We start from the raw sequence: 18,202 nt of genomic DNA on the forward strand, positions 1-18,202 counted from the left end.
GCTCCCCGTACGACCCGTACGACCAGAGGGACCGCTGAGGAGCGCGCGGATGAGTGCCGCAGACACGACCACTGCCGAAGTGCCGCCGACGCGGCAGTCGCCACCACCACCGTCCGTGGGCGAACCCGGACCCAAGAGGCCACGGGGCGGCCGGCGTTCCGGCGGGGCCGCCACCCCCTGGCTGCTGCTCGCCCCCTGCCTGCTGGTCCTCGCCCTGGTGATGGGCTATCCGCTGGTCCGGCTGGTCACCCTCTCCTTCCAGAAGTTCGGGCAGTCCCAGCTCTGGGGCTTCAAGCCGGCCGAGTCGGTCGGGTTCGACAACTTCGCGGGCGTGCTGGGCGACGGCGAGTTCTGGCAGGTCGTGGTCCGCACGATCGTCTTCGCGGCCGGCTGCGTGGTCTTCACGATGGTCGCCGGCATGCTGATCGCGCTGCTGCTCCAGCGGGTCTCCGGCTGGGTGAAGACCCTCGTCAACATCGCGCTCGTGGCCAGTTGGGGCATGCCCGTCATCGTCGCCACCACCGTCTTCAAATGGCTGTTCGACGCGGACTACGGCATCCTCAACGCGGTCCTGAGCAGGCTGCCGGGCGTCGATCTGATCGGCCACAACTGGTTCGCGAGCGGACCGCAGGGGCTCGCGGTCATCATGCTCCTGGTCGTCTGGGGCGCGGTCCCCTTCGTGGTCATCACCCTCAGCGCCGGCCTCACCCAGGTCCCGGGCGAACTGGAGGAGGCCGCCCGCCTCGACGGCGCGGGTGCCTGGGGCGTCTTCCGGTACGTCACCCTGCCCATCCTCAAGCCGGTCGTCGTGATGCTCACGACCCTGTCGGTCATCTGGGACATGGGCGTCTTCCCGCAGGTCTTCGTCATGCGCAACGGGCATCCGGAGGCCGAGTTCCAGCTCCTGACGACGTACTCCTACGACCGCGCGTTCGTCGTCAACGACTACGGACAGGGCTCGGCGATCGCCCTGATCACCGTGTTGCTGCTGCTCGGGGTGGTCGCCGTCTACATGCGCCAGATGCTGAAGATCGGAGAGGTCGAATGAGCACGCTCGCACCCCGGCGGTCCTCGCGCCTCGGCTGGAACCTTCTCGGTCTCCTCGTCTTCGCCGTCGCCGGCTTCCCCGTCTACTGGATGCTCAACACGGCGTTCAAGCCGGCGAAGGACGCCATCGACCCGGACCCCAGCCTGCTGCCGACGGGTCTCACGCTCTCCAACTTCAGCCGCGCGCTCGACATCGCCGACTTCTGGGGCCCGGTGGGCCGCAGCCTGATCGTCTCTCTCGCCGTCGTCGCGATCGGTGTGGTCGTCGGCATGCTGGCCGCGCTCGCCATCTCCCGGTTCGCCTTCCGGGGCCGCAAGGTCGTGATCGTCGGCATCCTGGCCGTCCAGATGGTCCCGCTCGTCGCCATGATCATCCCGGTCTTCCTGCTCCTGAACGACCTGGACCAGTACGACAAGCTCTCCGGCCTGATCATCACGTACCTGACCTTCATCCTCCCCTTCACGGTGTGGACGCTGCGCGGCTTCATCGTCAACATCCCGAAGGAGCTGGAGGAGGCGGCCATGGTCGACGGCTGCTCGCGGACGGGCGCATTCATCCGCGTCGTCTTCCCCCTCCTCGCCCCCGGCATGGTCGCCACCTCGGTCTACGGCTTCATCCAGGCCTGGAACGAGTACCTGTACGCCCTGATGCTGCTCAGCCAGAAGAACCAGACCGCGACCGTCTGGCTCGGCAACTTCACCACCAAGCACGGCACCGAGTACGCCCCGATGATGGCCGGCGCCACGATGATGGCCCTACCGATCGTCGCCCTCTTCCTCCTCGTCCAGCGCAAGATGGCCGCGGGGCTGACCGCGGGCGCCGTGAAGGGATAACGCCCCCGATGACGACTTTCGCCAGCGGCACCGACACGCTCACGCGCGACGCCCTGACGGTCCTCCAACCCGGTTTCCCCGGCACCACCGCCCCCGACTGGCTGCTGCGCCGGCTGGGCGAGGGCCTGGCGTCGGTGGGCCTGTTCGGCAGGAACATCACCTCACCCGAACAACTCGCCGCCCTGACCGCCCAGTTGCGCGCGGAGCGGGACGACGTCCTGGTCGCGATCGACGAGGAGGGCGGAGACGTCACGCGCCTGGAGGTGCGCACCGGGTCCGGTTTCCCCGGCAACCACGCGCTGGGCGCGGTGGACGACGTCGCGCTCACGCGGGAGGTGGCCGCGGAACTCGGCCGCCGCCTCGCCGAGTGCGGGGTGAACCTCAACTGGGCCCCGTCCGCGGACGTCAACTCCAACCCCGCCAACCCGGTGATCGGTGTCCGCTCCTTCGGTGCCGACCCGGACCTGGTCGCCCGCCACACCGCCGCCTACGTGACGGGCCTGCAGTCCGCCGGCGTGGCCGCCTGCACCAAGCACTTCCCGGGCCACGGCGACACGGCCGTCGACTCCCACCACGCGCTCCCGAGGATCGACGTCGAGGCGCCCGTGCTGGGCGAACGCGAACTGATCCCGTTCCGCGCGGCCATAGCCGCCGGCACGCGTGCGGTGATGAGCGCCCACATCCTGGTCCCCGCCCTGGACCCCACCCGCCCGGCAACCCTGTCCCCCCGCATCCTCACCACCCTCCTGCGGGACGAACTCGGCTACGGCGGTCTGATCGTCACCGACGGCATGGAGATGCAGGCCGTCGCCGCGACCTACGGCATCGAGCGGGGCAGCGTCCTCGCGATCGCGGCCGGTGCCGACGCCATCTGCGTGGGCGGAGGCCTGGCGGACGACGAAACGGTACGCCGCCTGCGCGACGCCCTGATCTCCGCGGTCCGCACGGGCGAACTCCCGGAGGAACGCCTCGCGGACGCCGCGGAACGCGTACGGGAGCTGGCCCGGTGGACGGCGACCGGGCCCGGGCCCACGGCCGCGAACATGGCCTCCGCGGAGGGGGAGGCCGCACCGTCCCCGCGCGCGAAGGACAGCGCCGTGCGCGCCGATGTCGGCCTGGTCGCCGCCCGTCGTGCCCTCCGGCTCACCGGCGGCGAGGTCTTCAGCCCGCTCACCGAGGCGCCGTACGTCGCCGCGTTCACCCCGGTCGCGAACATCGCCGTCGGTGGCGAGACCCCGTGGGGCGTGGCCGCGGAACTGGTCCGGCTGCTGCCGGGGACGAAGACGGGCAGCTTCGCGGGCGCGGACGCGGGGCCCGCGGCGCTGGCCGCGGCGGGGGAGCGGCGGATCGTCGCCGTGGTCCGCGACGAGCACCGTCACCCCTGGATGGAGGCCGCCCTCGACACCCTCCTCACGGCCCGCCCGGACACGGTCGTCGTCGAGATGGGCGTCCCCCAGGCCCCGCCCCGGGGCGCCCTGCACATCGCCACCCACGGCGCGGCCCGTGTCTGCGGCCTCGCGGCGGCGGAGGTCATCGCCGGGAAGTAGCCCAACCCCTACGACGCGACAGGCGCCGGTCTCCGCAAAGGGGCCGGCGCCTGTCGCGTCGTAGGGGCACGGGGCTGTATCGCTGTGTGGGCTGTATCGCTATGCGGCTCCGCCGCGTGGGCGCGACCGGCCCACGACTGCCGGTATCCCGCAAAGCACGGAACCCAGCAGACGGGACCGGTTTCTCAGTACCCTCAAATTCCCTGCCACTCCGGCTTGTTGGCGTATGTGTGCCGAAAATAGTCCGCAAGCTTCAGCTTGGAGGCGGCCGCCTCGTCGACGACAACCGTCGCATGCGGGTGCAGCTGCAGCGCCGAGGCGGGGCAGACCGCGGCGACCGGGCCCTCAACCGTCGCCGCGACCGCGTCCGCCTTGCCCTCCCCCGTCGCGAGCAGCACCAGATGCCGCGCCTCCAGGATCGTCCCGATGCCCTGCGTGATGACGTGGTGCGGAACCTGCTCGATGTCGCCGTCGAAGAACCTCGCGTTGTCCACCCGGGTCTGCTCGGTCAACGTCTTGATCCGGGTCCGAGAGGCCAGCGAGGAGCACGGCTCGTTGAACCCGATGTGCCCGTCGGTGCCGATCCCGAGCAGCTGGAGGTCCACGCCGCCGGCCGCGGCCAGCGCACGGTCGTACGCCTCGCAGGCCGCCTGCACGTCCTCGGCGGTGCCGTCCGGACCGAGGAACGCCTCCATGCCGATGCCCAGCGGCTGAAGCACCTCCCGCCGCAGCACCGAGCGGTAGGACTCGGGGTGTTCGGCGGGCAGCCCGACGTATTCGTCGAGCTGGGCGATGCGCGCCCGCGCCGTGTCCACGGCACCGGCGCGCACCTTGGCCGCCAGCGCCTGGTAGATGGGCAGCGGTGTGGAGCCGGTGGCCACGCCGAGCAGGGCGTCCGGCTTGCGCCGCAGGAGTTGCGCCATGGCCTCGGCGATGAGCTCGCCGCCCGACCGGGCGTCCGCAACGATGACAACTTCCACGCTGGCCTGCCGTTCTCGTATCCGCGGTTTGAGTCCGTGTGGTTTAGACCAATCTATGGGGTTCAATCTAACAGAGTCGGGTGTCCCGTCCCAGGCGAGCGCGGGTCGCGAAGCCGTACTGCAGCCCCCCACCGTTTCTCTAATGCCCGTTATAAAATGTGCTCATGGTGAGCACTGAGCAGACCCGGGCCGAGCCCGCGGCCCGGCCTCGCGGACGCCCCCGCTCCTTCGACCGCGCGAGCGCGCTGGAGAAGGCGGTCCTGGCGTTCTGGGAGCACGGCTACGAGGCGACCTCCGTCTCCGACCTCACCCGGATCATGGGCATCGGCGCCCCCAGTCTCTACGCGGCCTTCGGCGACAAGCGTTCGCTGTTCGAGGAGGTCGTGAGCGTCTACGGCGACACGTACGGGTCCTTCTCGCGGCACGCCCTGGGTGAGGAGCCGACCGCCCGCGCCGCCGTCGAGCGCCTGCTGCGCGAGGCCGCGGCCGAGTTCACCGACCCCGGCCACCCCTACGGCTGCCTGGTGATCCACGCGGCCATCAACTGCACCACCCCCGAGGTCGAGGAAGCCCTGCGCCGGCAGCGGGGCGCGACCCTCGCCGCCGTCGAGGCCCGCATCGCGGCGGGCGTCGCCGCCGGCGAGCTGCCGGCGGGCACCGACACCGGCGCACTCGCCCGCGTGGTGGGCGCGGTCTTCCAGGGCATGTCGCAACAGGCGCGCGACGGGGCGAGCCGGGAGCAACTGGAGGCGGTCGCGGAAATTGCCCTGTCCATCTGGCCCCGCACAGGAACCCCCACAGGCTAGGCTGCGTTGTGGATGGTAGGGCGTCCGAATACTCACAACAACGAACAAGCTCCCACGCGTGGACACATCTAGTGGTCTAGTCCACAATGGCGGGGAAGAACCCCAGAAACACCAAGAACTTCCGTCTTCCCCGCACAGGAAGGCGGACCGAGGAACCGGTGCTCTCTGCCCTGACTGCCCCGGATCCTCACCCTTCGGTCGACGGGACCGCACACCCCGCGGCCGATATTGCTCCGGGCTGCGGTGCCGGGAGGGCTGAGGGTCCCTCTCAGGCGCCGCGGCCCGCGGGTGTTTCCGGGCCCCTGCGGCCTGCTCGGCGAACCCTCGCGAGGGCCGAGCGCCGCCCGGCGTTTTTAGGCCCCGCACATACCCCCAGGTACGCTCGCAGACGTGCCCTCCATGAACGAACTCGTACGCCAGCACACCGCACTCGACGACTCCGACCTCGAGTGGCTCCACCTGCTGGTCTCGGAGTGGCAGCTGCTCTCCGACCTCTCCTTCGCCGACCTGGTCCTGTGGGTCCCCACCCGCGACGGCACCCGCTATGTCTCCGTCGCCCAGATGCGCCCCAACACCGGCCCCACCTCCTACCAGGACGACATGGTCGGCCACCTGGTGCCGCGTGGACGCCGCCCGCTGCTGGACGCGGCCCTGGACGAGGGCCGGATCGTGCGCGAGGGCGACCCGGAGTGGCGCGAGGAGGTCCCCGTCCGGGTCGAGTCGATCCCCGTACGGCGCGAGGGCCGCGTCCTCGGGGTCATCGCCCGTAACACCAACCTGCTGACCGTGCGCACCCCCAGCCGCCTGGAGCTCACCTACCTCCAGAGCGCCTCCGACCTCGCGCAGATGATCGCGGCCGGCTCCTTCCCGTTCCCCAACCAGCTGGTGGACATGGACGCGGCCCCGCGCGTGGGCGACGGTCTGATCCGCGTCGACGGCGACGGCATCGTCCAGTACGCCTCCCCGAACGCGCTGTCCGCCTACCACCGTATGGGTCTCGCCTCCGACCTGGTCGGCCAGCACCTCGGCCTGACCACCGCCGAACTCGCCCCGACCAGGGGCCCGGTGGACGAGGCGCTCGCCAAGGTCGCCAGCGGCTGGGCGCCCCGCGAGTTCGAGATCGAGGCCAACGACGGGGTCATCCAGTTCCGGGCGATCCCGCTCAAGCCCAAGGGAACCCGCATCGGCGCGCTCGTCCTGCTCCGTGACGTCACCGAACTGCGCCGCCGCGAGCGCGAGTTGATCACCAAGGACGCGACCATCCGGGAGATCCACCACCGGGTGAAGAACAACCTGCAGACGGTGGCGGCCCTGTTGCGCCTCCAGGCCCGCCGTATCGAGTCCGAGCGCGGCCGGGAGGCCCTCGAAGAGGCCGTGCGCCGGGTCGGCTCGATCGCCATCGTGCACGAGACGCTCTCCCAGAACCTGGACGAGCGCGTGGAGTTCGACGAGATCGCCGACCGCGTGCTGGCGATGGTCCACGAGATCTCGCCGGGCAAGGTCGCCGGCCGGCGCAGCGGACGTTTCGGCATCCTGGATGCCGAGGTCGCCACCCCGCTGGCGATGGTCCTCACCGAGATCCTCCAGAACGCCCTGGAGCACGGCTTCCGCGAGGGCGACACCGGCACGGTCGAGGTCTCCGCGGTCCGCGGCGGCACCACGAAGGAGGCCCGCCTCCTGGTCACCGTCCAGGACGACGGCGTCGGCCTGCCCGAGGGCTTCGACCCGCACACCTCCGGCAACCTCGGCCTGCAGATCGTACGGACGCTGGTGGAGGGCGAGTTGGGCGGAACCTTCGACATGGTCCCGGCACCGGAACGCGGCACCCAGGTGATCCTGGACATCCCGGTGCAGACACAGAAGTAAGAGATGGGTGAGGGGACCGGGGCACAGCAAGAAGCCCCGGACCGTTCAGGGGTCCGGGGCTCGAATGCTCGTTGCCAGCGTGTGCTGCGCATCGGGGGTACTGCGCGCTGCGGCTCGGGGGCGGGAGAAGCGTACTCGCTGTACGCGCCGCCAAGCTCAGGCTTGCGGGGCGGGTGTTGTCAGGCGGTTGCCTGACGGGCCCGGTTGCGGGCGGCGCGGCGCTTCATGGCACGGCGCTCGTCCTCGCTGAGGCCACCCCAGACGCCGGAGTCCTGGCCGGACTCGAGCGCCCACTGCAGACACTGCTCCATAACCGGGCAGCGACGGCAGACGGCCTTGGCTTCCTCGATCTGCAGCAGCGCAGGACCGGTGTTGCCGATGGGGAAGAAGAGCTCGGGGTCTTCCTCGCGGCAAACGGCGTTGTGACGCCAGTCCATGGCTGCTACCTCTCCTTGGTATTACATGCAGGTTGCTTGTGAATGTGAACGCTTTCACGAATCCCTCAACAAGTGAAGGGCCGCCCGCCAGGTTCGCCGACGGGGTCCTGTTGTTTGAAGAGGGGTTCCGGTGATCAGTGGAGGCTGGTGTTGCGGGCCGTCCCGATCGCCACGTAGAGACTCGCAAACCTCAGCGGCGGATACAACCCCTACCGGAAAGTTTTTTTTGATTCCTCGGTGTCGACTAGGTCACAGCCGTACTTCTATGGGGTGGACCCTGGCCTAAACGTTCGAGTGAAAGGACTTCAGCCCTTTCTGCTCACACAATCACACGCAGTGCACGGCGTACGCCTGTGAACGTCACGCTGGTGCGCAGCCCCAGGTGGTCACCGTCCATCTGGAGGGGCAACGGGACCTTCGAATGCAAGGTGAACTGGTCCAGGTCGTGCAGTGAGACCGCATGCTTGCCGTGCGGTCCCCGCTCGGGGGACGAAGTGAGCAACTGGGTGCCATATCGGGCAACCGCGGCGGTGGACAGACGGCTGAGACCGAGTACGTCGAGCCCTGTATCGAACGAGGCCTTAGGTGACGCGTACACCGGGCGATTGCCCAGATAGGTCCACGGAGCCGTGTTGCAGACTATGGACAGCACCAAATCGGTCACCGGCTCCGCGTCCGGCCGTTCCAGGGTGATCGACCCGTGCCGACGCTGTGACTCACCCAACAGCTGGCGCACGGCCTGGCGGATGTAGAGAGCATGGGTGGATTTCATGCCCCGCTCGCGCTGCTGCTCCACGCGACCCACCACTCCGGCGTCGAAGCCGAGTCCTGCGTTGAAGGTGAACCAGCGCGAGGGCACCGCCTCGTCCTCCGTGCCGGGTGTGCCCGCGGCCAGGCCGAGACCGACCGTACGGACGCTGTTCTCACGCAGGGCGTCCAGTACGGCGCCGGTGGCCTCCACGGGGTCGTTGGGCAGACCCAGGGCCCGGGCGAAGACGTTGGTGGAGCCGCCGGGGACCACCGCGAGGTCGGGCAGGTTCTCCGGATCGGGGCCGGCGTGCAGGAGGCCGTTGACGACCTCGTTGACCGTGCCGTCGCCGCCGAGGGCCACCACCATGTCGACGTTTCCGCTCTCAGCCGCCTGTCGGCCCAGGTCACGCGCGTGGCCGCGGTACTCGGTGGTGACCGCTTCGAGCTTCATCTCGCTCGCGAGCGCGTGGATGAGGACGTCGCGCGTCCGTGCACTGGTAGTGGTTGCCGCCGGATTGACCACAAGAAGTGCACGCATGAGTTGCAGCGTACCTACTGGGTCGTACCCGGTCACAGGCCGAGGTGGGGATCGGGTAAGAGATCACGGAGTGAGCCTCGACACGAGCGCCGGACGAGCGCCGGCCGCACACGCGGGCGGCCAGATGCCTGGCGGGAGGCGCGGGCTACCCTTCAGAGGTGAGCAGTGAGCAGACCCCCGTCGCCCCGGAAACCGCAGAACCCCGCCCGCGCCGGCTGACGTACGCCGCCGCGCTCGCCGCCCTGGAGGGGCTGGCGCTGGTCGCCGGCGGGGTGTGGATGCTCGTCCTGGGGATCACCGGTGACCCGGACGACCGTCAGCAGGCCGTCACCGGCGGGGTCACGCTGATCGTGCTCGCGCTGCTGCCGCTGCTCGCCGCCCGCGGGCTGCTGGGCCTGCGCAGCTGGAGCCGAGGGCCCGCCGTCATCACGCAGATCATGGCGCTGCCGGTGGCCTACAACCTGCTGAAGGCGGACAGCATGGCGATCCCGGCGGGCATCGCGCTCGCGGCCGTCGCCGTCGCGTCGCTCGTCCTGCTCGTCAACGGCGAGACGACCCGGGCCCTCGGGATCCGGGGGCCCGGCCGCACATCGGAGTAGCGGTCCCTTCTCAGGAACGCGTGACTACTCCTCGACGAGGAGCTTCTCCCGCAGCTGGGCCAGCGTGCGCGCCAGCAGGCGGGAGACGTGCATCTGCGAGATGCCGACCTCCTGCGCGATCTGCGACTGCGTCATGTTGCCGAAGAACCGGAGCAGCAGGATCCGCTTCTCGCGCGGCGGGAGATCCTCCAGGAGCGGCTTGAGCGACTCCCGGTACTCCACGCCCTCCAGCGCCTCGTCCTCCGCGCCGAGGGTGTCCGCGACCGCGGGGGACTCGTCGTCGGTGTCCGGGACGTCCAGGGACAGCGTGGAGTACGCGTTCGCGGACTCCAGGCCCTCCAGGACCTCCTCCTCCGAGATCGCCAGCTTCTCGGCGAGCTCGTGGACCGTGGGGGAGCGGCCGTGCTGCTGCGACAGCTCGGCCGTCGCCGTCGTCAGCGCCAGACGCAGCTCCTGGAGCCTGCGCGGCACCCGTACCGCCCAGCCCTTGTCGCGGAAGTGCCGCTTGATCTCGCCGACGACCGTCGGAGTCGCGTACGTGGAGAACTCCACGCCGCGGTCCGGGTCGAAGCGGTCGACCGACTTGATCAGACCGATGGTGGCGACCTGCGTGAGGTCGTCCAGCGGCTCGCCGCGGTTGCGGAAGCGCCGCGCGAGATGCTCGACGAGCGGCAGGTGCATGCGGACCAGCTGGTTGCGCATCTCCGCGTACTCGGGGCTGCCGTCCTGCAGCTTGCGCAGCTCGACGAACATCGCCCGTGCCCCGCTGCGGTCCCCCGGCGCCGGGGGCGGGGGCGGGGGTGGTGGTGGTTCGTGCTGCGTGCCCGGCACGCTCTGTACGCCGTCTCGCTCGTGCTCGCTCATTGTCCCGCCCGTCGCCCTCTGTCGAGCCCTCGCCTCTGCTCGGCCTGGGGGCGAGCCCCCGGTCCGCCTCTCCCGAGGCGAGCCCTGCACGGCACCTTCCGGCAGACCCGCCTGCGCGGAGGCCGAGTGGTCCTCCGGATGCGGCCGGGCCTGCTCGGGGATGCCGTCGATGCCGTCCGCCATGCGTCGGGAACCGTCCGGAGAGACTGGAATCTCGGCGTTCTCGGCCGGCAGCTCCCGTGTGCCGCGCTCTTCGTCCCGCACCGGCCCGTCCCCGTTCCTCACGCCGGCCCGGGTCCCGCGCCGCGCTGTTTGTAGAGGCTGATCGACACGGTCTTGTCCTCGTCGACGGCGGAGGACACCTTGCCCGCGAGGGCGGACAGGACGGTCCAGGCGAAGGTGTCACGCGAGGGGGCGTGGCCGTCCGTGGTCGGCGCCGAGACGGTGACTTCGAGCGAGTCGTCGACGAGTCGGAACACGCAACTCAGCACCGAGCCGGGCACGGCCTGCTGGAGCAGGATCGCGCAGGCCTCGTCCACCGCGATGCGCAGGTCCTCGATCTCGTCCAGGGTGAAGTCCAAACGGGCCGCGAGGCCGGCCGTGGCCGTCCGCAGCACCGACAGGTAGGCACCCGCAGCCGGCAGCCGGACTTCCACGAAGTCCTGGGTCGCGGGCTCGCCTGCGATCTGGGACACCCTCACCTCCAAGGTGGTACAAGCTTTTCGGGGCCGAGGGTCGCCCCCCGGGGTAACGCGTGTGTGGTGCAGCGGTGACGCTATCGCGCTCTCAAGTTTCCTGTCCCCGGGACCCCAACCCCCTGGACGTCACTCACAGTAAAGCTGTGAACACGCTCCGTGTCTAGAGGTCTGCGGGCCCAAATGGGAAGAAGGCGCGCCGGGTTGACGTACCCAGACGTCAGATGGTCGAACCGTACCCGCCGGACGGCCAAGGCGTCTCATGAGTTCAACGGCCGAGTCGCCTCAGAAGTTCACACCAGGACGTGATCGACAAAGCACCACCGCCAGCTCTCGCCGGGTTCGAAGGTCCGCATGATCGGGTGGCCGGACTCCTTGTGGTGCTCCGTGGCGTGCCGGCTCGGCGAGGAGTCGCAGCAGCCGACATGGCCGCACGTCAGGCACAGCCGCAGCTGAACCGGGTGGGTACCGTCCCGCAGGCACTCCGGACACGTCTCGCCGAGCGGGACGGGTTCGGGGTCGGGCAGCGCGGCGGCGTGCGTGCACTGTTTCATGATGGCCAGATTACGACGGCCGCGCGGACGATCGCGCGGAAAAACGAGGGCGGGCGAGACATGGACGTGATGCCACTGCTGTTGCTGGTGGCCGGCAGTGCGGCGATCGCGGCGGCGGCCCGGCGCACCCCGGTGCCCGCACCGCTGCTGCTGGTCGCGGTCGGCCTGGTGGTGTCGTACCTGCCCGGGGTCCCGGACTACACCCTCGAGCCGGACGTCGTCCTGCCGCTCCTGCTGCCGCCGCTGCTGTACACGTCGGCCACCGACAGCTCCTACCTCGACCTGCGCGCACAGATGCGGCCGGTGGCCCTGCTGTCGGTCGGATACGTGCTCTTCGCGACCTTCGCCGTCGGCTGGGCCGCCTACCTGCTCGTCCCCGGGCTGCCGCTGACGGCGGCACTGGTGCTGGGTGCGGTGGTCGCGCCGCCGGACGCGGTCGCGGCCACGGCGGTGGCCCGCCGGGTCGGCCTGCCGTCACGGATCACCACGATCCTCCAGGGTGAGTCCCTGCTGAACGACGCCACCGCGATCACCGCCTACAAGGTGGCCCTCGCGGTCGTGGTCGGCGAGGGCGCGTCCTGGGGCGGCGGCATCGAGGAGTTCCTGCTGGCGGCGGTCGGCGGCACCGTCGTCGGCCTGATCCTGATGGCCCCGCTGCACTGGCTGCGCACCCACCTCAAGGAGCCCCTCCTCCAGAACACGCTCTCCCTGCTGATCCCCTTCGTCGCGTACGCGGCCGCCGAGCAGTTCCACGCCTCCGGCGTCATCGCCGTGGTCGTCGTCGCGCTCTACCTCGGCCACCGCGCGTGGGAGGTCGACTTCGCCACCCGCCTCCAGGAGGAGGCCGTGTGGAAGATGGTCGCCTTCGTCCTGGAGTCGGCGGTCTTCGCGCTGATCGGCCTGCAGCTCCCGGTTGTCCTGAAGGGCCTCGGCGCCTACGAGGGTCTGGACGCCGCCTGGTACGCCGTCGCCCTCTTCCTCGTGGTCGTCGCGGCCCGCTTCCTGTGGGTGTACCCGGCGACCTTCCTGCCCCGGATACTGTCGGCGCGCATCCGCGCCCGGGAGGACAATCCGACCTGGCGGGGTCCGATCGTCATCGCGTGGGCCGGCATGCGGGGCGTGGTCTCGCTCGCCATCGCCTTCTCCATCCCGCTCACCGTGGACGACGGCGACGCGCCCTTCCCGCACCGCAACCTCATCCTCTTCCTCACCTTCACGACGGTCATCGGCACCCTCGTCGTCCAGGGCCTGACCCTGCCGCCGCTGATCCGCCTCCTCAAGTTCCCCGCGCCCGACCCGCAGGCCGCGACACTCGCCGAGGCCAACGCCCAGGCGCAGGCCTCCCGGGTCGCCGAGGAGCGCCTGGACGCCCTCCTGTCCGACGAGCGCAACGCCCTGCCCCCGCCCCTCGCCGACCGTCTGCGCAGCGTCCTGGAGCGCCGCCGCAACGCCGTCTGGGAGCGCCTCGGCCAGGTCAACCCGGTCACCGGCGAGACCGTCGACGACACCTACCGGCGCCTTTCGCGCGAGATGATCAGCGCCGAGCGGGAGATGTTCGTCCGGCTGCGCGACGGCCGCTACATCGACGACGAGATGCTGCGCACGCTGCTGCGCCGACTGGACCTGGAGGAGGCGGCGGCGTTCCGGGAGGCGGAGTGAGCGGGCCTCACGCCGTGAACGGTGAGCCCGTCACGACCGCCGCGAGCCGGGTCCCGCGTGGGAAGGCACCCTCCTCGGCCAGGGCGACAAGGCCGTAGAGCGACTTGGCGACATAGAGACGCTCCACGGGCACACCGTGCCGTCGCTCGAAGTCCTCGGCGAAGGCGTCGAGTTCCGGGGGCACGCGCGCGTAGCCGCCGAAGTGGAACCGCTCGTCGAGCCGCCACTCGCCCCGCCGGCCCCCGAAGGCCTCCTCCTGGAGCGCCTGTATCCCGTCGCCCAGGAAGCCGCCCTTCAGGACCGGTATGCCCAGGGCCCGCTGGCCGGGGGCGAGACCGGCGGCCAGGCCCGCGAGGGTGCCGCCGGTGCCGCAGGCGAGGGCGGCCACGTCGACGCCGCCGTTGTCGCGCAGTTCCTCGCCGAGCGCCCGGCATCCGCGGACCGCCGCCGCGTTGCTGCCGCCCTCGGGGACGACGTACGCGTCGTCGGCGTCGGCCGCACCCAGAAGCCCCTTCAGCACCTCCGGCTCGGTCTTGCGGCGGTAGGTCGCGCGGTCCACGAAGTGCAGGCGCATGCCGTCGGCCGCGCACCGGGCCAGGGAGGGGTTCAGTGGCCGGCCCGCCAGTTCGTCGCCGCGCACCACGCCCACCGTGGGCAGCCCCAGGAGCCGGCCGGCGGCGGCCGTGGCCCGCAGATGGTTGGAGTAGGCGCCGCCGAAGGTGAGCAGCGTCCGCCCCGCCGCCCGCTCCAGGTTGGGCACCAGCTTGCGCCACTTGTTGCCGATCAGCTCCGGATGGATCAGGTCGTCCCGCTTCAGCAGCAGCCGCACGCCGTGCCGCTCGAAGCGGTCGTCGGCCACCTCCTGGAGGGGCGAGGGCAGGCGGGGGCGCAGGTCGGTCACCCGCTCATTGTCGAACATCGTTCGGTGAAACGGCCTCTTCCCAGCACCCGGTGATCCATTCCCGCTCTTTCGGGTAATGGCACGAGCACACTCCGTGATGGAAGAGTTGCTCGTGTGAACAGTGCACCGGCGCAGTTCGGCGCCCGTGCATGAATGGGGAGGGCGTTTCTCATGTCGGTAGGCGAAGAGGTCCGCGCGGAGTCGGGCAAGCCGCAGCAGAGTCTCGGCACGGCGGCCGCGCGGAACCTGGCCACCACGACCAAGTCCGCACCGCAGATGCAGGAGATCAGCTCCCGCTGGCTGCTGCGGAATCTGCCCTGGGTGGACGTACAGGGTGGCACTTATCGGGTCAACAGGCGCCTGACGTACGCGGTGGGCGACGGCCGCATCACGTTCGTCAAGACCGGTGACCGTGTCGAGGTCATCCCCGCCGAGCTGGGCGAACTGCCCGCGCTGCGCTCCTACGAGGACGAGGAGGTGCTCGGGGAACTCGCCCAGCGCTGCCAGCAGCGGGAGTTCGGCCCCGGCGAGGTCATCGCCTCTTTCGGCAGCCAGACCGAGGAGGTCTACCTGCTGGCGCACGGCCGCGTCGAGAAGGTCGGCACCGGCCCCTACGGCGACGACCAGGTGCTCGGAGTCCTCGCCGACGGCGCGTACTTCGGCGACCAGGCGCTGCTCGACGCCGACGCCATCTGGGAGTACACGGCACGCACGGCCACCGCGGCCACGGTGCTGGTCCTGGCCCGCCAGGACGTCGAGCAGATCGCGGAGCGCGCCGACTCCCTGCGCGAGCACATCCGGCGGCTGCGCGCGATCCCCGAGCAGCGCACCAACAAGTACGGCGAGAAGGCCGTCGACCTGGCCGCGGGCCACGCCGGCGAGCCGGACATCCCGCACACGTTCGTGGACTACGACGCCCGGCCGCGCGAGTACGAACTGAGCATCGCCCAGACGGTCCTGCGCATCCACTCGCGCGTGGCCGACCTGTACAACCAGCCCATGAACCAGACCGAGCAGCAGTTGCGGCTGACGGTCGAGGCGCTCAAGGAGCGTCAGGAGCACGAGCTCGTCAACAACCGGGAGTTCGGGCTGCTGCACAACTGCGAGTACGACCAGCGGCTCCAGCCGCACGACGGCGTGCCCGGCCCGGACGACCTGGACGAACTGCTCAGCAGGCGGCGCGGCACCAAGATGCTGCTCGCCCACCCGCGCGCGATCGCCGCGATCGGCCGTGAGCTCAACAGGCGCGGGCTCGTCCCCGAGACGATCGACGTCGGCGGCAACCGGATCCCCACCTGGCGCGGGGTCCCGATCTACCCGTGCAACAAGATCCCGGTGACCGAGGCCCGCACCAGCTCGATCATCGCGATGCGTCTGGGCGAGCAGGACCAGGGCGTCATCGGCCTGCGCCAGTCCGGCATCCCGGACGAGATCGAGCCCAGCCTGTCCGTGCGGTTCATGGGCATCAACGAACAGGCCATCATCAAGTACCTGGTCACGGCCTACTACTCGGCCGCGGTCCTGGTGCCGGACGCGCTGGGCGTTCTGGAGAACGTCGAGATCGGCCGCTGGCGGTGACGTCGGCCACCAGGCGGTACCGGAGTGAGGCGCGCGAAACACGAAGGTCCGTCGTGAGTCGGGGCGACGGCGGTCCGGGGCCGGCCGGCGAGCACGAGGCGGCGGTGATCCTGGAGCGGTCGCGGGCCTCGGTCGACCCCGAACTGCGGGCGGCGATCGACTCGTTGCCCGGCTCGCTGCGCCGGATCGCGCTCTACCACTTCGGCTGGGAACACCCGGACGGCACCCCGGCGGCGGGCAACGCGGGCAAGGCGATCCGCCCGGCCCTGGTACTCGCCGCGGCCTCCGCGTTCGGCGGTCCGGCGGCCCGCGAGGCGGCCGTCCGGGCGGCCGCGGCGGTCGAACTGGTCCACAACTTCACGCTGTTGCACGACGACGTGATGGACCGGGACGCCACCCGACGGCACCGCCCCACCGCCTGGACCATGTTCGGCGACGCCGACGCCATCCTCGCCGGGGACGCCCTGCAAGCCCTCGCTCTCGGGCTGCTCGCCGGGGATCCGCACCCGGCGTCCCCGGCCGCCGCCGCCCGGGTCGCGGCCTGCGTGGTCGAACTGTGCGCCGGCCAGCAGGCGGACACGGCCATGGAGAAACGCGGCCCCGCCGAGATCACCCTGGACGAGGTGCTTGTCATGGCCGAGGCCAAGACGGGCGCGCTGCTCGGCTGCGCCTGTGCCGTGGGCGCGCTGTACGCGGGAGCGGCCGAGGAGGACGTCGAGGCGCTGGACGCGTTCGGCCGGGAGGCCGGGCTCGCCTTCCAGCTCATCGACGACGTCATCGGGATATGGGGCGACCCGCGGCACACCGGCAAGCCGGCCGGCGCGGACCTCGCCGTCCGCAAGAAGTCCCTGCCGGTGGTCGCCGCGCTGACCTCCGGCACCCCGGCGGCCGGCGAACTGGCCGAGCTGTACGCGGCGCCCTACGAGCCGGCCGACCTGGACCGCACGACGCTGGCTGTCGAGCGGGCGGGCGGGCGCGCCTGGGCGCAGGACCAGGCGGCCGACCGCATGTCCCGAGCGATGCACGAACTGGCCCGGGCGCTCCCGGACCCTGAGTCGGCGGGCGGCCTGCTCGCTCTCGCGGAGTTCGTGACGCGGCGCAGCAACTAGGCCGGCCCGGCGGATCAGGCCGCAGAAAGGCAGCGGCGCCTCATAAGCGCTGGTGAGGGGGTGATGGGGGTGATGGGGGCCCGCGACGAGCTAGTGCCGTGGCGGGCACCGTCTGCCCGTGAAGGAGCGGCGTCCGGTGCGTGCTCTGGGGGGTCCCCCGGCCGAAGGCTGGGGGAGTGCCGGCCGAAGGCCCTCGTACTAGGACGTACTTGGGTCTTCGTCCGGTGCGGCGACTGGGGGCACCTCCCACGCCCTTGAGGCAGTGGGGGAGCGTGCCGGGCGTCGCGACGGGGCGAACGTCGCCTGTCACGGCACTGGTTCTCGCAGGGGAGCGTCGCGGCGCAAGACGGCGGAGGGCGTCGAGACGATGGGGCCCCGGTCGGGCGCCGCCGAGAGTGGGGGGGCGGGCAACAACGACAACGCCGCAGATCGGCGTGCCGGCCCGTGGCTGCGGCTTGATCCGTCGGATAGGGCCTGTGTACGTCCGGCGGATCACGTCGAGGGGAGGCGGTGGCTTCTGATCGTGCCTGGGGAGGGTGGTCGTCGGGTTTCCCGGGGGGCGTGCGTGCCGGGGCCTGTGGCTGCGGCGGCATGCGCCGGTCCGCCGGGCGGCTCCTGAGGGGCCTGGCGCGGCAGGCAGGGCACCGGAGACGGACCCCCGTGCCGGCGTCCCGCGGCTCCTGATGCCGCGAGGTTGCCGGGGCCCCGGTCCGGCGGGTCCCGCGCATCCCCACGGTGTGCGGGGCTCGCCGCTGTCGGGCCTACGAGGGTTCCTCGCCCCGGTCCGGCACCACCGTCGCCACGATCCTCTCCACCAGCCCCTCCGGCACCCCCACTCCGGGCAGGACGCCGTCCAGGACGCCCGGCAGGGTCAGGTGCTCCAGGATCAGCCCGAGCATCGCGAGGTAGAGCACGACCACGGTCTCGTCGCCGCCGGGCAGGCCCGTGTCGCGGTGGAAGTCCATGCCGTGCTGGAGGTCACCGCGCACCGACGTGGTGAAGGAGGCACGTAGTTCGGGGCGCCGGGTGGCTTCGAGGCGCATCTCCAGCAGGGCGAGATAGCCGGTCCGGTCGCCGGTCGCGCGGGCCATCAGGTCGTGCATGAACGCCGTGACCAGGGAGCGGTCCCGCGGCTGGGCCATCAGCCTGCCGAGCACCTCGGGGTCGGGCGCCAGCCGGACGTGCAGCCGGGCGTCGATCTGCCGCAGCAGGTCGTCGCGCCCGGTGAAGTAGTTGGAGGCGGTGCCCACCGGCACCCCTGCCGCCGCGTCCACCGCACGGAAGGTCAGCCCCCGCGCGCCCTCGCGGGCGAGCACCTCGACCCCGGCGTCGACCAGGGCCGCCCGGCGCTCCGGATTTCCGGCCATGCGGAACCCTCTCTCTCACTTGGCTCCGTTTCCCGAAACACCGGGAAACCCGCTTGCAACCACTACAAGCG

Annotated in this window: 17 protein-coding genes; 9 read left to right on the forward strand and 8 right to left on the reverse strand. The window is 71.0% G+C overall.

Going from position 1 to position 18,202, the window contains the following annotated elements; translation table 11 throughout:
- Nucleotides 1-49: 49 nt before the first annotated feature.
- From OG289_RS33340 to OG289_RS33350, 3 genes are read left to right on the forward strand one after another with little or no spacing between them, the layout of a single operon-like run.
- Nucleotides 50-1,048 carry a carbohydrate ABC transporter permease gene (locus OG289_RS33340; RefSeq protein WP_327317751.1) on the forward strand — a complete coding sequence of 333 codons (999 nt, stop codon included), beginning with the start codon at nt 50-52 and terminating at the stop codon, nt 1,046-1,048.
- Nucleotides 1,045-1,881: a carbohydrate ABC transporter permease gene (locus OG289_RS33345; protein ID WP_327317752.1), complete on the forward strand. Its 837-nt coding sequence runs from the start codon at nt 1,045-1,047 to the stop codon at nt 1,879-1,881. Before OG289_RS33340 ends, OG289_RS33345 begins: the two co-directional genes overlap by 4 nt.
- 8 nt (nt 1,882-1,889) lie before the next feature.
- Nucleotides 1,890-3,428, forward strand: coding sequence for a glycoside hydrolase family 3 protein (locus OG289_RS33350; protein WP_327317753.1), 1,539 nt, complete (start codon nt 1,890-1,892; stop codon nt 3,426-3,428).
- Between the two features lie 194 nt (nt 3,429-3,622).
- On the opposite strand, the gene nagB is transcribed toward OG289_RS33350, so the two are convergent.
- Entirely contained in the window at nt 3,623-4,408 is a 786-nt protein-coding gene (nagB, locus tag OG289_RS33355; RefSeq protein ID WP_327317754.1) for a glucosamine-6-phosphate deaminase, read from the reverse strand.
- A 164-nt stretch (nt 4,409-4,572) separates the two neighbouring features.
- Here nagB and OG289_RS33360 point away from each other — a divergent pair, with 164 nt between their 5' ends.
- Nucleotides 4,573-5,214, forward strand: coding sequence for a TetR/AcrR family transcriptional regulator (locus OG289_RS33360; RefSeq protein WP_327317755.1), 642 nt, complete (start codon nt 4,573-4,575; stop codon nt 5,212-5,214).
- Nucleotides 5,215-5,604: 390 nt separating this feature from the next.
- The gene (locus tag OG289_RS33365; RefSeq protein ID WP_327317756.1) at nt 5,605-7,080 is read left to right on the forward strand and encodes a sensor histidine kinase; all 1,476 of its coding nucleotides are present in this window, start codon (nt 5,605-5,607) and stop codon (nt 7,078-7,080) included.
- A 179-nt stretch (nt 7,081-7,259) separates the two neighbouring features.
- Here OG289_RS33365 and OG289_RS33370 read toward each other — a convergent pair whose 3' ends face one another.
- Both OG289_RS33370 and OG289_RS33375 read right to left on the reverse strand, forming a co-directional pair.
- Nucleotides 7,260-7,517 (reverse strand): WhiB family transcriptional regulator, encoded by a 258-nt coding sequence (locus OG289_RS33370; RefSeq protein ID WP_006380970.1) that lies wholly within the window; start codon nt 7,515-7,517, stop codon nt 7,260-7,262.
- Between the two features lie 319 nt (nt 7,518-7,836).
- The gene (locus tag OG289_RS33375; RefSeq protein ID WP_327317757.1) at nt 7,837-8,805 is read right to left on the reverse strand and encodes a diacylglycerol/lipid kinase family protein; all 969 of its coding nucleotides are present in this window, start codon (nt 8,803-8,805) and stop codon (nt 7,837-7,839) included.
- A gap of 158 nt (nt 8,806-8,963) precedes the next feature.
- Between OG289_RS33375 and OG289_RS33380 the strand changes: the two genes are divergently transcribed.
- The gene (locus OG289_RS33380) at nt 8,964-9,404 is read left to right on the forward strand and encodes a hypothetical protein (protein ID WP_327317758.1); all 441 of its coding nucleotides are present in this window, start codon (nt 8,964-8,966) and stop codon (nt 9,402-9,404) included.
- A 24-nt stretch (nt 9,405-9,428) separates the two neighbouring features.
- Here OG289_RS33380 and OG289_RS33385 read toward each other — a convergent pair whose 3' ends face one another.
- The 3 genes from OG289_RS33385 to OG289_RS33395 all read right to left on the reverse strand — a co-directional run bounded on the left by OG289_RS33385 (nt 9,429) and on the right by OG289_RS33395 (nt 11,517).
- Nucleotides 9,429-10,553, reverse strand: coding sequence for an RNA polymerase sigma factor SigF (locus tag OG289_RS33385; protein WP_327317759.1), 1,125 nt, complete (start codon nt 10,551-10,553; stop codon nt 9,429-9,431).
- Nucleotides 10,550-10,963, reverse strand: coding sequence for an anti-sigma regulatory factor (locus tag OG289_RS33390; protein ID WP_004925829.1), 414 nt, complete (start codon nt 10,961-10,963; stop codon nt 10,550-10,552). Before OG289_RS33390 ends, OG289_RS33385 begins: the two co-directional genes overlap by 4 nt.
- Nucleotides 10,964-11,256: 293 nt before the next feature.
- Nucleotides 11,257-11,517 carry a UBP-type zinc finger domain-containing protein gene (locus OG289_RS33395; protein ID WP_327317761.1) on the reverse strand — a complete coding sequence of 87 codons (261 nt, stop codon included), beginning with the start codon at nt 11,515-11,517 and terminating at the stop codon, nt 11,257-11,259.
- A gap of 60 nt (nt 11,518-11,577) precedes the next feature.
- Between OG289_RS33395 and OG289_RS33400 the strand changes: the two genes are divergently transcribed.
- Complete coding sequence (locus tag OG289_RS33400; protein ID WP_327317762.1) at nt 11,578-13,176, forward strand: Na+/H+ antiporter; 1,599 nt, start codon at nt 11,578-11,580, stop codon at nt 13,174-13,176.
- A gap of 7 nt (nt 13,177-13,183) precedes the next feature.
- On the opposite strand, the gene OG289_RS33405 is transcribed toward OG289_RS33400, so the two are convergent.
- Entirely contained in the window at nt 13,184-14,077 is an 894-nt protein-coding gene (locus OG289_RS33405) for a 1-aminocyclopropane-1-carboxylate deaminase/D-cysteine desulfhydrase (RefSeq protein WP_327317763.1), read from the reverse strand.
- Nucleotides 14,078-14,248: 171 nt separating this feature from the next.
- Here OG289_RS33405 and OG289_RS33410 point away from each other — a divergent pair, with 171 nt between their 5' ends.
- Together OG289_RS33410 and OG289_RS33415 are read left to right on the forward strand one after the other, a co-directional pair.
- Entirely contained in the window at nt 14,249-15,655 is a 1,407-nt protein-coding gene (locus OG289_RS33410) for a family 2B encapsulin nanocompartment shell protein (protein WP_327317764.1), read from the forward strand.
- 53 nt (nt 15,656-15,708) lie between these two features.
- Nucleotides 15,709-16,764 (forward strand): family 2 encapsulin nanocompartment cargo protein polyprenyl transferase, encoded by a 1,056-nt coding sequence (locus OG289_RS33415; RefSeq protein WP_327317765.1) that lies wholly within the window; start codon nt 15,709-15,711, stop codon nt 16,762-16,764.
- 761 nt (nt 16,765-17,525) lie between these two features.
- On the opposite strand, the gene OG289_RS33420 is transcribed toward OG289_RS33415, so the two are convergent.
- Nucleotides 17,526-18,131 carry a TetR/AcrR family transcriptional regulator gene (locus OG289_RS33420; RefSeq protein WP_327317766.1) on the reverse strand — a complete coding sequence of 202 codons (606 nt, stop codon included), beginning with the start codon at nt 18,129-18,131 and terminating at the stop codon, nt 17,526-17,528.
- Nucleotides 18,132-18,202: the final 71 nt, after the last annotated feature.

This window comes from Streptomyces sp. NBC_01235, from assembly GCF_035989285.1.
Classification (GTDB): domain Bacteria; phylum Actinomycetota; class Actinomycetes; order Streptomycetales; family Streptomycetaceae; genus Streptomyces.

Bases quoted from the DNA above. Each gene is read 5' to 3' on its own strand.
- OG289_RS33400 (WP_327317762.1), top strand. From the start codon at position 11,578: ATGGACGTGATGCCACTGCTGTTGCTGGTGGCCGGCAGTGCGGCGATC.
- OG289_RS33360 (WP_327317755.1), top strand. From the start codon at position 4,573: ATGGTGAGCACTGAGCAGACCCGGGCCGAGCCCGCGGCCCGGCCTCGC.
- OG289_RS33410 (WP_327317764.1), top strand. From the start codon at position 14,249: ATGTCGGTAGGCGAAGAGGTCCGCGCGGAGTCGGGCAAGCCGCAGCAG.
- OG289_RS33345 (WP_327317752.1), top strand. From the start codon at position 1,045: ATGAGCACGCTCGCACCCCGGCGGTCCTCGCGCCTCGGCTGGAACCTT.
- OG289_RS33420 (WP_327317766.1), bottom strand. From the start codon at position 18,131: ATGGCCGGAAATCCGGAGCGCCGGGCGGCCCTGGTCGACGCCGGGGTC.
- OG289_RS33395 (WP_327317761.1), bottom strand. From the start codon at position 11,517: ATGAAACAGTGCACGCACGCCGCCGCGCTGCCCGACCCCGAACCCGTC.
- OG289_RS33340 (WP_327317751.1), top strand. From the start codon at position 50: ATGAGTGCCGCAGACACGACCACTGCCGAAGTGCCGCCGACGCGGCAG.
- OG289_RS33375 (WP_327317757.1), bottom strand. From the start codon at position 8,805: ATGCGTGCACTTCTTGTGGTCAATCCGGCGGCAACCACTACCAGTGCA.
- OG289_RS33350 (WP_327317753.1), top strand. From the start codon at position 1,890: ATGACGACTTTCGCCAGCGGCACCGACACGCTCACGCGCGACGCCCTG.
- OG289_RS33370 (WP_006380970.1), bottom strand. From the start codon at position 7,517: ATGGACTGGCGTCACAACGCCGTTTGCCGCGAGGAAGACCCCGAGCTC.